Below are 15,668 nucleotides of genomic sequence, written 5' to 3'. Positions count from 1 at the left end.
GAGGAGGCTAAGCTATGAGTGATTTGCTTGGTCGGCTACGCAAGGGCTACGGTAAAAAGCTGCGGTCACTTCACACATGGAACGGCTGGATCGTCGTGATATTGGCCTTGACTGGGCTTGTGCTAGTAGGCGGTTTCTGGCGAGGTTTCCTAGGTGAAGGCAGGGTATGGATTAAAGGCTTACACATCATTGTAGGGATCGCATCTATTCTTCCAGTGATCTATTATCTTTTGCTGGCAAGTAAACATTGGAAACAGCTAAAGGAGAAACCATGGCAGCGGTTCAATGTACTTGTCGTGCTCTTCCTGTTGCTTGGCTGGTTCGTGTCTGGCGTGTTGTTGTGGCAGTTTCGTACGGTAGGACCACAAGTATCTAATCTTGCATTGGTCGTTCATGATGTACTGACATGGGTTGGACTGCCTTACATTATCTATCACTCACTAACTCGTGTGAAATGGCTGAAGGAGCCGAATCGTAGGACTATTAAGAGCGAGAGCGAGGGGAGTGCCAATTCTACCTCTCAGGATACTCCGCAGCCGGTCTATACACGTAGAGCGTTCATTCGGGGTACGATCGGAGTAGGGCTTGCCCTTACAATCGGCCCCTCATTTGTAAAATGGCTTGGTAGCTCGATTGGAAACATCGGCGGCAGCGAAACGATGGATAAATTAATCGAGAATGATCGCAATCAGCTGTTGCCTGCACCGCAACCACTGGCGGCATCTTCTCCGCCTCTTGGAGGTGGTTCGCAGGGTCAGTTCCGTGTCTATACAGTAACCCCTATTCCGGAGTTCACGAACGATAATTGGTCCTTTAAGGTAGATGGACTTGTTGATCAGAGCTTTACGTGGAATTGGGAGCAATTCGTTCAATTGCAACGGACGGTTCAAGTGAGTGATTTTCACTGTGTAACAGGTTGGTCCGTTTACAAGAATACCTGGGAAGGCATCAAACTAAAGGATATTCTACAACAGGCTGGTGTGAAGTCTACAGCAAAGACGGTGAAATTCTACTCTGGGGATGGGGTGTATACGGATACCCTTACGCTGGAGCAGGCGGATATGGACGATGTTATGGTCGCGGTTATGCATGATGGAAAACCGATTCCGAGCGAGCTCGGTGGACCGGTTCGGCTAATTGTCCCCAAAATGTTCGCTTACAAATCAGTGAAGTGGCTGAACCGGATTGAATTGATCGAGGGAGAGCATACAGGATATTGGGAGCAACGTGGATATTCGAATGATGCTTGGGTATAAATGATTTTTTTAACCTTAATGGGCTTTGGGCCTGTTAAGGTTTTTTTGTGATTACGGACGTAATCACAGAAATACTTCCATATATATAGAAGTGAATCAGTAAAGGATTTGGAATAATCTGCGGAAAAATAGTAATTTTGTAATAAAAAGGAGTCTATTGCGTTATTTTCTGATAAAATAAAGCAAATGATGGAAAAAGTTACCGGATCGGTTAGGGAGGTGTGCATGTTGAACGTTGCGAGATCCGTAAAGCTACTGGGGCTTATAGTTGGCGTGGTGTCACTGAATATTATAGTCTTGTCACCCGGGTTATTAGGGGTCGAAATTGGGGGAGTAAGCGTTCTAGAAACTTCCTTTGGTGTGACATTAGTAGTGATTAGTCTTCTTGTTGTTCTTTACGGAAGTTATAGTTTGTTGTTTAAAGCTTCGGTGGTACCACCTGTAAAAGAGATAAAGACGCATGAGGATTATATAGCAGCACTCACACAATACAGAAATGTAAAGGTGCTGAAGAAGGACATTACGCTGGCTTTGGATCAGGTAACTCGAATGGAAAAGAAGAAAAACACGTTAATGGTTGTTCTTGGTCAGAGATTTGAGCAGTCGGAGCTAAGCTATAAGAAGTTCAATGCGGTCAGTTATGAAGTGGAGAAGCTTTTCTATCTGAATATCCGAGGGATACTTAATAAGTTAAGTGTTTTTGACGCTTCGGAATTCTCCCTTTTTGCCAGTCAGCAGAGACCTGCACAGTTCTCGGATAAATTGGTGCAGAAAAAAACAGCGCTATACAATGAATACTTGGCCTATGTAACAGGTTACCTAGGAGCAAACGAAGAAATTTTGCTGAAGTTAGACCAATTGCTACTCGAAATATCGCTACTAGACAGCACGAATTATAAAGATGTTGAAGATATGCCTTGTATGAAGGAGATCGATGAATTGATCAAACAGACGAAATTCTATAAGCAATGAGAGGAAGATGCGAATGGCTAGGAAAGGGAGAACATTTTTAGTACTCGGAATTATAACCGTGGTCGTTTTTGCTCTTGTTTATTTTGGAATCACCTTAACATCTAATTTAGGCAAAACCACTAGTGAGGTCTCATCAGAAGATGCAGGTAAACAACTGGATAAACTCTATAAAAAAATTAATGTAAACACCGCGGAGCAGGTCAAAGGACAAATCGACCTTGATCCTGTGGCCATTGGGGATTCCTTGCCGGATATTTCAAAATTTCCTATATCAGTGACCAATACAACGGATAGCTTTGTTGAAATATTTTCATCCACAGAGAAATCTGGAACGGGTAATGATGGATGGTTGAACGAAGTGGCCACAGATTTCAATAATTCCAATATAGAGGTGAATGGAATCCCTGCTTCAGTTAAGATTCGTAATATTGCTTCAGGTACAGCGACGGATTACATAAGGTCTGGAAAATATATACCAGATGCGTTTACACCCTCCAATGAGTTATGGGGCGAGATGGTTAAAGCGAACGGAATAAACACGCAGCTTATAACCAATCGTCTAATTGGTAATGTAGCTGGTATTGTCACGAATAAAACGAAATATGATGAGTTAGTAGAGAAGTACGGTTCTTTAAACGTCAAGACGATTACAGATGCGATAGCGAATAATGAATTATCTATGGGCTATACAGATCCTTTTGCCAGCTCAACAGGTCTGAACTTTCTTGTGACTGCACTTGGGACGTTTGATAGCTCAGATTTACTTGGAGAACAAGCGGTTCAGGGCTTTGAGAAATTCCAAGCGAATGTACCCTTTATCGCGTCGACGACTTTACAAATGCGTGATGCGGCTAAAACTGGGAAGCTGGATGCTTTTGTTTTAGAGTACCAAATTTTCGCAAATGCTCCAGAGCTGAAGGGGAGCTATGTATTTACTCCTTTTGGTGTAAGGCATGACAGCCCCCTTTACGCATTAGGTGATCTCCCACAAGAGAAAGTGGATATTATTAAGAAATTTGCGGAGTTTGTTGAACAGGATAAATATCAGCGTTTGGGTGAGGAAAAAGGTTTTAATGGACTAGGTGATTATCAATCGGAGGTTAATCCAGTAGATGGCAGTCTTTTAACCTCGGCACAAAAGCTGTGGAAGGAGAAGAAAAACGGTAATAAACCCATTGCGGCAGTATTTGTAGCTGATGTCTCAGGTAGCATGAACGGGGAGCCTTTAAATCGCTTAAAGCAATCATTATTAACGGGACAGAAGTACTTAGGCAAGGATAATAGTATTGGTTTTGTTTCCTACTCCGACAACGTTACGATAAACCTTCCTATTGGTAAGTATGACACGAATCAGCAGTCGATGTTTGTTGGCGCGATAGATAGTCTTCAGGCGAATGGGGGGACAGCGACTTTTGATGGAATTGTGGTGGCACTCAAAATGCTTCAAGAGGAAATGAAGATTAACCCAGAAATAAAACCTTTGATCTTTGTATTGAGTGATGGGGAGACGAATGAAGGTCATTCACTAAATGATATCAGAGGCTTAATTGAAACCTATAAAATTCCGATTTACACCATTGGCTACAACGCGAATATTAAAGCACTGGAGAGCATTTCAAGTATTAATGAAGCAGCTAACATCAATGCGGATACAGACGACGTAGTCTATAAAATCGGTAATCTGCTCAATGTCCAAATGTAAGCTAAACTTGATAGGAGGGGTTCTATGTCTTTTACGATGGAAGTAGTAAGTCCGGAGAAATTGAAATCAGCGATTGAAGAGCAGGTTAAACCTGAGCCAGAGGAAGTAACCCAACTGAAGGAAATGGCGATAACTAATGTCTCGACGATCTTGGAGCTGGATTTAGAATCCTTGGAGAAGCGAAAAGAAGTGCTGCAATCCATCGACAGCTTCGGGATGAGCACTATGAGATCGTCTTCAGACAAGAACTCTCTTTTGCAAGTTTCTGTAGGGAATTTATCGAAAACAGGGGATGAAGGTGGGCAAGTAGCTAAGGGGTTAACGGAACTGAACCTTCAGTTGAAAGATCTAGACCCAAGCGCAGTGGATTTTGCCAAAACAGGTCTTCTAGGAAAGTTCTTTAATCCATTGCGGAGTTATTTTGCGAAGTATCAAAAAGCGGATGCCGTAATCTCGGACATTATTATTTCTTTAGATAAAGGCAAAACCGTATTGAAAAACGATAACACTACGTTAGAGTTCGAGCAGCAATCGCTTAGAGAGCTCACTAAAAAACTACAGAAGGAGATTCAGCTCGGTATGCTGATGGATCAGGAGATTGAGGCCCAACTTGAGGCAGCCAAGCTACGTAATGAGTCCGAAGAAAGAGTGAAATTCATAACGGAGGAGGTATTGTTTCCTCTGCGGCAGCGTGTGATGGATCTGCAACAGATGCTGGTAGTGAATCAGCAGGGAATTATGGCGATTGAAGTGGTCATACGAAATAATAAAGAGCTAATCAGAGGGGTGGACAGAGCTAGAAATGTTACGGTTTCTGCCTTGAAAATCTCCGTTACGGTGGCCAGTGCTCTCTACAATCAACGAATCGTTTTGAAAAAGATTGAACTCCTAAATCAAACGACCAACACGCTAATAAGCGGCACCTCAAAAATGCTGAAGGATCAGGGGGCAGCGATCCATAAGCAATCCTTAGAATCTAGTATTTCAGTAGATACATTAAAACAGGCATTCACAGATGTATTATCGGCTTTAGATTCGATTAGTACGTATAAGCAGGAAGCACTCCCTAAAATGCGTGAAACCATTAACCAGTTCAGAGAGCTTGCTGATAGCGGTGAACAGCAGATTGTACGCCTGGAGAAGGGGAATAAGCTGGGGTTGTAGCAATTGTCCGTCTAAATCCATCCTAGCCTTTAGTCTGGTAAGACTCCGGTCCTAAGACTGTTTTGTGCCTTCTCTTTCCCACGTATAATGAAATTAATTGAAAACGTGAGAGGAAGGACAACAGAAATGAACAACAGTAAGCTTTATACAATGCCGATCGGAGCGGTTGATTCCATGCAGATTCCTTTAGAATCAAAGTCACAATCTAAACCCCGCAAACGTCGATCAAGTCCTAAAACATATCGGAATATGTTGTATTTTATTATCTCTTTACCGATCACCATCGTATATTTTGTGTTTATGGTGACAGGGCTAGCGTTATCCATTGGGTTAACACCTATTTTCATCGGTATTCCCTTATTTTTTGCAGTAGCCAAAGGATTGGATTACATTGTGAAATTTGAGCAAGAGCTAGTAAGATCATTGCTTGATATTCCTAGACCTAATGAACAACGTGGATCGGATATGCAAGTGGAGGGAGCAGGGTTCCTGCAACGGATGAAGTTAGGTTTTGATGGTGCGAAGTTTGCACGTAACATCATGTTAATTATGGGACGATTCGTATCAAGCATTATCTTCTTTTCACTAACGATAACCGTGGTAGCGGCTGCGTTGGGTCTGATTACACTACCTGTGCTACATCAGATTTTCCTGCAAACGATGGATTTGAACATTTTGGAGAACAGTGTGTTTGCCTTATTTAATATCGACTGGACATTATCTCAGCAATATATTTCTTATGTTGTAGCGGGACTCGTCGTTGCCGCGATCGCAACTTGGGTGATTAAGTCGTTGATGGATGTACAGCGTAGAATGTTGTTTGTATCCTACGAAGAAGAACGTCAGTATTAAAGTGAAAAAAGCGTAGCACTAAGTAGTCTATTTCTAGAATTTGAAATGCTAAAAAGCACCAGGTAGCGATTCTTCGGGTAGTGGAGAATCACCGCCTGGTGTTTTTGATTTGCGAGGTGGCATGCTTGGGTGCGAACTTTGAGATAAGTGTATTCAATACAACTATTTCGTTATGCAAAAGATTAATACTAACTATAATTGTACTTTCTACAACTAAAAATAAGAGAATCCACTTATAGTAGATTAAATTCAGAGAATAGATGTACGAAATACAACTATATCTATTTGTAGATTGATTAGATGAATTATAGTTGTACGAAATACAATTAAATGGGGTGTAGTCGCACGAATTATATTGCTTCCAGACAATAAGCTTGCAACTGCGTGCGCTTGTCAGCAGTCATGCCGAATTCCTGTTCGAGAAAAGTCTCTACGCTGCCATAACGCTCATCGATGGCTGAGAAGATAGCTTCTATGAATTCTCGGCGTAATACAAGAGCAGCCATAACAGTATCCACTTCTGTAGGTGATAGATGTTGTGAGGCTTGCTTTTTTATAAGTTCATTCATGGGACCGAGTGTCTGATTGGAGAGCAGATAGTCTTCTATAATCGTCTCTTTCGGAACTCCAAGGGCAAGGAAGATGAACGCTGATCCAACACCAGTGCGATCTCTTCCACCGGCACAATGATGCAGGATACTAAATTCATCTGGAAGCATGATTGTTGCCATAAGTCGCTTAAAGGAAGGGTTGTTAAAGGCCATATCCAAATACATATTAACTAGGAAGTCTGTCGTAAAATGTTCAAGAAATCCAGAACGAACCACATCTCGCATGTCTCCAGGAACCTCTTGCTTTAGAGCAGGCACACAAATGTTTTTGACTCCTGGAATGACAGGATCTGGCTTCAAACGAACTTCTTCTACACCTCGATAATCAAATATGGTCTTAATTCCAAGTGATTTAAAGAGTTTCATATCTTGCTCGGTCATTCCTGTTAATTCGGCTGATCGAAAAAACAAACCGTATTTGACTCTACGGCCATCTAAGGTTGTGTATCCGCCCATATCTCGAAAATTGAGGACGCCTTTGAAGGGGAGAACACGACGCTTAGCATCAGTTGCTTCTAGTTTCTGATTCATTTTCGTACCACCTTTGGTTGGTTATTGAATAGGCTATTCTAAAATGTAGAAAGGGTGTCGCATTTACAATAAGGGTTTGCCATATAAGCTATAGTATCATGTTTGAGTCTACGTCTCGAACCTTCATCGCAATATGTAACCCCCATCCGGAAATAGGGTGCTTCCAGTAGTATACTTATTGGTCATCAAATAAATGGTAGTATGTGCTGCTTCGTCGGCATGACCGACCCTGCCAAGGATATTCATATTCGTATATTCGTCGTACGAATTATCTCTAGTATCCTGCTCTGCACCTTCCCAATTAAAGCTGGTATGAATGGTTCCTGGAGAAATGACATTTACCCGAATCGGAGCTAATTCAACAGCTAAAGCCTTGCCCAGACTCTCGATCGCGCCGTTACAAGCCGCATAGGAGGCACCATCTGCAAGTGGACGTTGGCCGAATGCGCCAGACATCAGAACAATAGAGCCTGTCCCCCAAATCCAAAATGTAATAAATACATCTGACCAAGCCGTAAATAATATATCAAATCTACCTGTACCCGCAACCCCTACTATCCCTGTTGGTATAACCCCTGCAAATTCTTCAGAATCATGGATTAACATAGGCCAATATATATGGTTGATCGGGATTGCGCTGCTGTTCATCTACAGCATTATTGCCACTGTTCGACTTTCACGAAACTTAAGAGCCGCAACGCCTCTCTTCGAAAATGTATATGAGCATTACAGCATCTCCACACCTTTTTGTATTCGGCTTACATAAGCCTAGAATTTACCTTCCAAACGGTCTTTCCGATCATGAAAAAGCTTATATAGTCAAACACGAGCAAGTGCATATTCACAGGTACGATCACATCATAAAACCCCTCGCGTCTGCGGTTCTGTGTATACATTGGTTTAATCCAGTGGTTTGGCTTGCTTTTTATCTGATGAGTGATGATATGGAGAAGTCCTGTGACGAAAGCGTCATAAGACAGATGGGCAGTGGCATCAAAAAGGAATATTCGACCTCACTTTTGTCATTATCTACTGGAAGTCGATTTATTGGCGGTTCACCACTTGCCTTTGGAGAGAGCAATACGAAAGGGCGAATTAAGAATATTTTGAATTACAAAAAGCCAACCTTTTGGGTTGTTCTAGTCACACTCATTGCTGTAGCAGCACTGAGTGTGGGGCTCCTAAGCAATCCGAGAAATAACTCATTAACCGTAAAGGATTATGCCGAGCAATTTATGGAGCAGAACATTGCGAGTTATAAGAACAACATGAATATTGAAATAATTGACAGTCAAATTACTAAGCTTGAAAAAATAGCGTCATTCGACGATCTGCTTGCCACACCTTTGGAAATTTGGAGCCTTGAGTATCGCTTCAAACCGGATGATCCAACTAAGCTAACGATGATGGAAAATGTGGTCGATGGGTTTATTACCGAAGAAGGAAGCATGGGAAAACCAATCCTTCTATTTTCCATTAGTAATTCATTACCTCAGTATCTAGGCGTAATCAGGAGTGGAGAGAATGATATAACCACATTAGCAGGTCAAGAAATGGCAGTGCGTGTGTTTCTTGAAGCAAACCATCACCTTCCGCATGAAACTTATAGTGGGAAGCATATTCTAGTGAAGTTCCCCCTAACGACTGGCGAAACAAGCCAATTGTTGTTATCCCAGCCTGTTGTTCAAGGCGATTCAGGCATTTGGTGTGTGGAACGCTGGAAGGATAAGAATGGACATGAATATTACCATACCCCCCAAACCGATGTTACGATAGCTGAATATTATGCCCGTCTGCAGTCGTTGGCTGATCAGGGGGAGGAGCCAGCGCTTCTTGATCCTTTACAGGTCGCTATGAATTATATAAGCAATGATATTGGAATGGGTAAACATGTGAAGCTGGATCAGCTTGTGGTGGACAATGAGGCTACAGCTGATGATTTTGCGATCACTCCTGAGAGTACATTAAATGGATATGTTTTAAATCTTAATTTGGAGAATCATTCCTTTGATTTCGATAACATTGAATGGCTAACGATGGAGGATTCCGCTCGTTTTAAGGGGTTGAACATTAACCCAGACGATGATACGCCCAATGGATTTTATATTCTCAACAAATATACGTATACCGATCCCCTAGAGGTTACAGATGATACGAAATATTCCATAGTGGATCTTAATGCGGGCACTAACAAAGAGGTAAGCAAGCAGGAGTTTATTGAATATTTTAAGCGATATACTGATTTTGTACCACCGTGTGTGATAACTACAAGAGACGGATATGTCACCAGTATCACTGAGAGATATGTGCCGTGATATATCCACTGATGAAAAAAGTTGAGCTTATATTTATAGCGCAGAAGAACCCGCATTTGGTACGGGTTCTTCTGCATGTTCTTCAGCATGTGTATCGGCGCTGGCTTATTTACGTTACCGTCGGCACATTATATTCGGATTTTCGCATACATTTGGCTCCTTTACGTTACCGTCGGCACATTGTATTCGGATTTTCGCATACATTTGGCTCCTTTACGTTACTGCCGGCACATTGTATTCGGATTTTCACATACATTTGGCTTATTTACGTTACCGTCGGCAAATTGTATTCGGTTTTTCACATACATTTGGCTTATTTACGTTACTGTCGGCACATTGTATTCGGTTTTTCGCATACATTTGGCTCGTTTACGTTACCGTTGGCACATTGTATCCGGTTTTTAGCATACATTTGTCTGTAAGCTCGACTAAAACATGCATATCGAAGGATATAAGGTTCGCTCGGTCCGTCATCCCAAAGAGGCGTGTGCTTAATTAAAAACAGGGCTCCCCATGGCCACAAGTTGAATATAGGCCCATCCCTTGAATTCATTTCACATTTCTCCGCAATCTAGAAATTTTAAAAATTCTATTATAGCAAGCATAAACGCCTTCGGTGTTCTTAATAGGACGGTAGAGTCTAGGCCATTGGCAGACCCAACTGTTTAATAAACTTATTCCGAACTACGACAGAGAGTGGATCTAGCTCGACAAGCTCTGCTAGAGCGTACACCTCTTGAAGACCAACCTGCATTAGATGCAGTACATGCGACACGGATGCACCGCCAGCTCCATTTTCTTTTTTAAAAATTACGTCACCTGCGGAAATTTCTCCCTTTATACTGATCTGACAATTTACAAAATTTCAACTATTTAAAGAAAAGTATTGATAATTATTCTCAATTGATTTAATATGATAACGATTCTCATTATCATTTCTTTGTTTAAAAGAATGATAAATAAAATATAGATAGGGAGAGAAAAAATGAATCAAAAAAAATATGTATTAGCAGGGGTATCAGCGGTTTTAGCTTTGAGTTTGGCGGCTTGCGGTAACAATGAAAAGGATAACCCAGCTTCAAAAAGTGCAAATAATGCAGTAGTAGCAGCAGAGGGAAATGCAAATAACAAAGGAAATGCGGCTCAGGAGGCAGTTGCCACTGAACAAACCATTACATATTTAGGTAAGGATTATGTGGTACCTGCAGAGGTTCATAATATCGTTGCTACAAGTCTTGAATCTATGGAAGACGCTGCAATTCTAGGAGTGAAACCTGTAGGCGTTCTTGCTATAGCGAATGCCATTCCAGGTTATCTGTCGACTGAATTAGCCGGTGCAGCTTTAGTGGGGGATAAATTTGCTCCAAGTAATGAGGCTATATTGCAGCTAGATCCCGATGTTATTTTAGGGTCTTCCAAGTTTGGTGAAGATGTGTCGGGTGCGCTTAATAAAATTCAAACGATGATTCCTTATTCACATATCTCAACGAATTGGAAAGATAATCTGCTCTTATTAGGTCAATTATCTGGTAAAACCTCAGAAGCGGAAAAGATTATTAGCGATTATGAAACAAAAGCTGCTAGCGCAAAAGCAGAAGTTGGAGAAAAGCTGAAAGATCAATCGGTCTTAGTTATTCGTATTCGTGAGGGTAGTATGTGTGTGTATCCAGCGGGTGTTTATCTGAATCCGGTTATTTACGAAGATTTAGGTGCTACCATTCCCGAAGTGATAACAACTACTAAAGCTCAAGCAGAGCTTTCACTAGAAGCTTTAGCGGAAATTAATCCGGACTATATTTTCTTACAGTTTGAGACCAGTGAGAATACTGATAATGCAACAGCACTTGATGATATACTCAAGAATCCGATCTTCAAAAGCGTAAATGCTGCCAAAAATAATCATATGTTTGTAAATGCAATTGATCCGTTGGCGCAAGGTGGAACCGCTTGGTCGAAAGTAAGATTCTTGGACGCTGCAATTGAAAACCTGTTGAAGTAAAACAGAAGGTGCGATGAATAAGATGAATATAAAAAATTGGAAAGTTATATTGATCCTCTCGACTTCTCCATTATTCATCGTATTAGCCATTGTTGTATCCGTCTTATATGGTGTTAAGGATATTGGAATAGAAACAATATGGCAGGCGATTACACACTTCGATGCGAATGATGTTGACCACAACATTATTATGACTTCTAGATTGCCCCGTGTAATCGCCGCTTTATTGGTTGGAGCAGCTCTGGCAGTATCAGGGGCGTTAATGCAAGGCGTTACACGTAATTATCTTGCATCACCATCGATTATGGGAGTAAATGACGGATCGGCATTTGTTATTACGTTGGCTATGGTGTTTTATCCTGGATTATCGAATGTTCATATGATTCTTTTATCTATGGTGGGTTCAGCAATCGGAGCGGGTTTGGTTTTCGGATTTGGCTCATTGGTCAAAAACGGCCTATCTCCAGTCAGGCTAGCCATTCTTGGTACTGTAATCGGTACATTTTTAAGTAGTATTGCCTCAGCAGTAGCGATGTTTTTTCAAGTTTCACAAAATGTTAGCGTTTGGTATAGTTCGAAAATACATACCGTAAATCCAGATATGCTAATATTGTCCATTCCTTTTATAATCGTTGGTCTGCTCTTGGCGCTTAGTATTTCTAAATCTGTCATGGTAGCTTCCTTAGGGGATGAAACGGCGATTAGCTTGGGTCAACGAACAAAATGGGTGAAAGTGGTCAGTATTTTATCTGTGGTATGTCTGACCGGAACAGCAGTAGCTTTAGTCGGTAAGATAGCCTTTGTGGGTCTCATCATTCCGCATATTACACGTTTTATTGTTGGGATCGATTATCGCTTCATCATTCCTTGTTCGGCAGTCATTGGGGCTGTTTTTTTAGCATTATGTGATGTCTTAAGCAGGTATATCAACTTTCCGTTTGAGACGCCAATTGGCGTTGTGACAGCCTTTATTGGAATCCCGTTCTTCCTTTATTTAATTCGGGTTAAAGGGGGAGAACAACGTGGATAGAGGCAAAATACAGTTTAGTCGCTATATATTGACGCTACTAGCTTTTATCCTGTTAACACTTGTGGCGGGCTATTTTCATCTTACCAATGGCGTTTTTGGTATGTCGGTAATGGATGTGATAAAAACGCTGCTGCGAATAGATCCTAATCCTAAATTTGATTTGGTTATTTTTCAGTTTCGACTGCCACGGATCATTATTGCCTCATTAGTTGGAATAGGTCTGGGGATAGCTGGAACGGTCATTCAAGGAATTACCCGAAACGGTCTGGCTGATCCAGGTATCCTCGGAATTAATGCAGGCGCTGGAGCAGCCATCGTGGCATTTATGTTTTTCTTTCAGATGTCGGGGGTTACTTTTTTTAATGAAAGCTGGTTCTCGATATTAGCCATGCCACTCTTTGGATTCGTGGGTGGGCTTGCCGCTGTAGTGATTATCTTTATTTTCTCATGGCGGAACGGTGCACTTGATATGCAACGATTGATTTTGACGGGGATCGCGATAAGCAGTGGTTTCGGGGCGTTGTCCTTGTATCTTTCTCTAAAAATGAATGCAAGTGATTATGAGATGGCCGCGGTTTGGAGTGTCGGAAGTATTTACAGCGCGAATTGGACGTATATCATCATGACCGCACCTTGGGTACTTATTTTAGGGTTTGTGATGTATCAAAAAAGCTATCTGCTCAATTATTTTCAATTGGAGGATTCCAGTACAAAAAGCTTAGGGATCTCCGTTGAAAAAGAGAAGCTGATCTTTCTGTTATGCAGTGTGGGCATCGTAAGTGTTTGTGTATCTGTATCCGGTTCTATAGGTTTTATAGGATTGATGGCTCCCCACATAGCCAAAAGGCTAGTCGGCATTAATCATCGTTATATTATGTTGTCTAGTGCAGTGGTTGGGATGTTCTTGCTTGTGATCTCAGATTATTTTGCCAAAACATTGTTTCAACCAGCAGAGTTACCCGTGGGCATAGTTGTTTCGATTATTGGTATTCCTTATTTCTTATACTTATTAGCCAAGTCAAGAGTGTAGGGGAGAGTGAACAGAAAAAATGTCAACACAAGTAGAGATCGAACACACAGAATCATGGAAGCTAGAATCTCAGCTTATGGGATATACGTATGATATAAAGATTTCTCTTCCTAGAGAAGAAGCACCCGGAAATGGCTTTCCCGTTTATTATATGCTCGATGGGAATTCATACTTTCAATTGGGCCGGGATGTCGTGAAATTGCAGTCAAGAAATGCTCCAAAAACGTTTATTGCACCAGCAATCGTGATTGGCATTGGCCATCATGGGACAGATGAAGAGGTTTCTAAAAGAAGGTTTTATGATTTCACGCCTCCTGCAGAGCAGTATGTATATCCGGATCGATTGAAAAATGCTGACATAGGACCACATGGTGGTGCTGAAAAGTTCCTATTTTTTTTAAAGTTGGAATTAATGCCACTAGTCTATAAAAAATATAAGGTGGATCAGCAGAAGCAAGTTTTGTTTGGTCACTCCTTAAGTGGGTTGTTTGTCCTCTGGACGCTATTTACTCGTGCGGACCTATTCCAGTATTATTTAGCCTCTAGCCCTTCGATATGGTGGAATGACCATGAAATCATGACGTATGCGGATCAGTTCTATAACAAGGGTCAAACGATATTGACCGAGGAACGAAAGCTAATGATTACAGTGGGTAGTGAAGAGGCGTCTATGGTCGATGATGCTAAAGTATTATTTTCAAAATTAAGTGAGTATGCTTTGCCTAATTTACGGATTGAGCATTACGTGGCACCAGATGAAAATCACGCTTCAGTAGTGCCGACCATCATGAGCAGAGCGTTCCGTATGTTGAACCGTTAAGGAGGGGGTATGATGAAAATGATGTCAGGGGAACTTACAACTTTCGAGCATATGGGGCGACAAATTACCGTGTATCTCCCTAAAGCTTATCAATTGTTTACTGAACGAAGCTTCTCAGCGGTTTTCTTACAGGATGGCGATTTCTTGTTTAAAGAAGCGATAGCTGATATAGAAAGAGATGTGGAGGAGGGGATCACAGAGCCGGTTATTTTTGTCGGGATTGATTCTCAGCTGCGGAATGATGAGTATACACCTTGGGAAATGCCTGCTCTTTTTAAGGATTGGTCCTTTGGGGGCAAAGGGGACGACTATTTGGATTACGTATATAATGAGCTGGTTCCATATATGAAAAGTTCATTTCGCATCTCCCACGAGCCGAAGAAATTAGCTTTGGGTGGTGTCTCACTAGGTGGATTAATAAGTCTGTACGCGATGTATAAGAGTGAGCCTATTTTTGAAAATTTTATATTCATATCTGCGTCTGTTTGGTTTAAAGATTTTATACATTACATGGAGAATTCAAGGCTAGATAGGGAGTACAGAGTTTACATGTATGTAGGTGAACAGGAAGGTATCCACAAGACAAATGAACAGAAGGACATGGTGCCTAATAGCAAACGTGCTTGTGATATTTTAAAAGAGAAGATGGGTGGGGCTGATCAGCATTTGAAGTTTGAGACAGATCCACTGGGTACGCATAACGATACGTTTTTTCTGCAATATTTTCCGAATAGTATCAGGTTCTTATTTCCCGCAAAATAAATAAAAGGACGAGCAGGACAGAGTATCCTTGCATCGTCCTATTTTTTACTTATAGTGTTTGTTCATGCTTTCTCTAGTTGCTCTTCTGTAAATTCTCAAGATGTACGTCCAGATTATCAAAGGTTTGGGCAATACCCGGTAGCATCCCCATATCAATCACTTGTTGTAACGCTTCTGGGGAAGCGTATTTACCGGTGTTAACCAGCTTCGTTTGACCATCCAGCTCGATAAAATCTAGTTGGACTAGTGTCTCGGGCAGATCTTTTGAAATATTACCTTCTGCATCTGAGAACCCGTCCGTGTAAATAATTTGCTCTGGAATCGAAATTTCCCGATAAAGCGCCTTACCCCAAGACTCCATACCGTAGAAATCGCCCTGACTCTTATCCTCGCACTTCATGCAATAATGCCAAGTTCCTCCTGGACGGAAATCGACATGGCATACGGGAAGCGTCCAACCTTTTGGCCCCCACCAATGCTTCAAATGCTCAGACTCAGAAAAAGCTTTGAAAACTAGCTCACGTGGAGCTTTAAAAATACGCTCTAGTATTAGAGTGCTGCCTTCAATTTTGGATACTAGTTGGTTGGTTTGGTTAGAATTTGTCATTGGATAGATCCTCCTCG

General features: G+C 41.5%; 14 protein-coding genes and 1 pseudogene. 11 read left to right on the top strand and 4 right to left on the bottom strand.

Translation table 11 applies throughout. From position 1 onward, the window contains the following. The first annotated feature begins 14 nt into the window (after positions 1–14). The 5 genes from NSS67_RS20740 (at position 15) to NSS67_RS20720 (ending at position 5,946) form a co-directional block, all read left to right on the top strand. The gene (locus NSS67_RS20740; RefSeq protein ID WP_339315485.1) at positions 15–1,256 is read left to right on the top strand and encodes a molybdopterin-dependent oxidoreductase; all 1,242 of its coding nucleotides are present in this window, start codon (positions 15–17) and stop codon (positions 1,254–1,256) included. A gap of 225 nt (positions 1,257–1,481) precedes the next feature. Continuing rightward, complete coding sequence (locus tag NSS67_RS20735) at positions 1,482–2,228, top strand: hypothetical protein (RefSeq protein WP_339315484.1); 747 nt, start codon at positions 1,482–1,484, stop codon at positions 2,226–2,228. Between the two features lie 13 nt (positions 2,229–2,241). Further along, positions 2,242–3,930: a VWA domain-containing protein gene (locus NSS67_RS20730; RefSeq protein ID WP_339315483.1), complete on the top strand. Its 1,689-nt coding sequence runs from the start codon at positions 2,242–2,244 to the stop codon at positions 3,928–3,930. A gap of 24 nt (positions 3,931–3,954) precedes the next feature. Then, the gene (locus NSS67_RS20725; protein WP_339315482.1) at positions 3,955–5,094 is read left to right on the top strand and encodes a toxic anion resistance protein; all 1,140 of its coding nucleotides are present in this window, start codon (positions 3,955–3,957) and stop codon (positions 5,092–5,094) included. A 126-nt stretch (positions 5,095–5,220) separates the two neighbouring features. Continuing rightward, on the top strand, positions 5,221–5,946 hold the full coding sequence (locus NSS67_RS20720; protein ID WP_339315481.1) for a sensor domain-containing protein: 726 nt from the start codon (positions 5,221–5,223) through the stop codon (positions 5,944–5,946). 350 nt (positions 5,947–6,296) lie between these two features. Here the strand turns inward: NSS67_RS20720 and NSS67_RS20715 are convergent, their stop codons facing one another. Next, the gene (locus NSS67_RS20715; RefSeq protein WP_339315480.1) at positions 6,297–7,088 is read right to left on the bottom strand and encodes a tyrosine-protein phosphatase; all 792 of its coding nucleotides are present in this window, start codon (positions 7,086–7,088) and stop codon (positions 6,297–6,299) included. A gap of 123 nt (positions 7,089–7,211) precedes the next feature. Next, positions 7,212–7,562 (bottom strand): annotated as a pseudogene (locus NSS67_RS20710) (SDR family oxidoreductase); the annotation flags it as partial. 239 nt (positions 7,563–7,801) lie between these two features. Between NSS67_RS20710 and NSS67_RS20705 the strand changes: the two are divergent. After that, positions 7,802–9,403, top strand: coding sequence for a M56 family metallopeptidase (locus tag NSS67_RS20705; RefSeq protein ID WP_339315479.1), 1,602 nt, complete (start codon positions 7,802–7,804; stop codon positions 9,401–9,403). Between the two features lie 640 nt (positions 9,404–10,043). Here NSS67_RS20705 and NSS67_RS20700 read toward each other — a convergent pair. Next, positions 10,044–10,178 carry a hypothetical protein gene (locus tag NSS67_RS20700; protein ID WP_339315478.1) on the bottom strand — a complete coding sequence of 45 codons (135 nt, stop codon included), beginning with the start codon at positions 10,176–10,178 and terminating at the stop codon, positions 10,044–10,046. 210 nt (positions 10,179–10,388) lie between these two features. Between NSS67_RS20700 and NSS67_RS20695 the strand changes: the two genes are divergently transcribed. From NSS67_RS20695 to NSS67_RS20675, 5 genes are read left to right on the top strand one after another with little or no spacing between them, the layout of a single operon-like run. Then, a complete protein-coding gene (locus NSS67_RS20695) occupies positions 10,389–11,402 on the top strand; it encodes an ABC transporter substrate-binding protein (protein WP_339315476.1) in 1,014 nt (337 codons plus the stop codon). 13 nt (positions 11,403–11,415) lie between these two features. Beyond that, positions 11,416–12,432 carry an iron ABC transporter permease gene (locus NSS67_RS20690; protein WP_339315475.1) on the top strand — a complete coding sequence of 339 codons (1,017 nt, stop codon included), beginning with the start codon at positions 11,416–11,418 and terminating at the stop codon, positions 12,430–12,432. Continuing rightward, positions 12,425–13,462 carry an iron ABC transporter permease gene (locus NSS67_RS20685; protein ID WP_339315474.1) on the top strand — a complete coding sequence of 346 codons (1,038 nt, stop codon included), beginning with the start codon at positions 12,425–12,427 and terminating at the stop codon, positions 13,460–13,462. The genes NSS67_RS20690 and NSS67_RS20685 overlap by 8 nt, the downstream gene beginning before the upstream one ends. A 19-nt stretch (positions 13,463–13,481) precedes the next feature. Continuing rightward, positions 13,482–14,282, top strand: coding sequence for an alpha/beta hydrolase-fold protein (locus tag NSS67_RS20680; RefSeq protein ID WP_339315472.1), 801 nt, complete (start codon positions 13,482–13,484; stop codon positions 14,280–14,282). Positions 14,283–14,291: 9 nt separating this feature from the next. After that, a complete protein-coding gene (locus NSS67_RS20675; protein ID WP_339315471.1) occupies positions 14,292–15,044 on the top strand; it encodes an alpha/beta hydrolase-fold protein in 753 nt (250 codons plus the stop codon). A 73-nt stretch (positions 15,045–15,117) separates the two neighbouring features. Here the strand turns inward: NSS67_RS20675 and NSS67_RS20670 are convergent, their stop codons facing one another. Beyond that, complete coding sequence (locus NSS67_RS20670; protein ID WP_339315469.1) at positions 15,118–15,651, bottom strand: SRPBCC domain-containing protein; 534 nt, start codon at positions 15,649–15,651, stop codon at positions 15,118–15,120. Between the last annotated feature and the right edge of the window lie 17 nt (positions 15,652–15,668).

It is taken from the genome of Paenibacillus sp. FSL R10-2734 (genome assembly GCF_037963865.1).
Lineage (GTDB): Bacteria > Bacillota > Bacilli > Paenibacillales > Paenibacillaceae > Paenibacillus_AQ.
The sequence above is the reverse complement of the archived record's forward strand: the minus strand, read 5'-3'. Positions and strand labels throughout refer to the sequence as shown.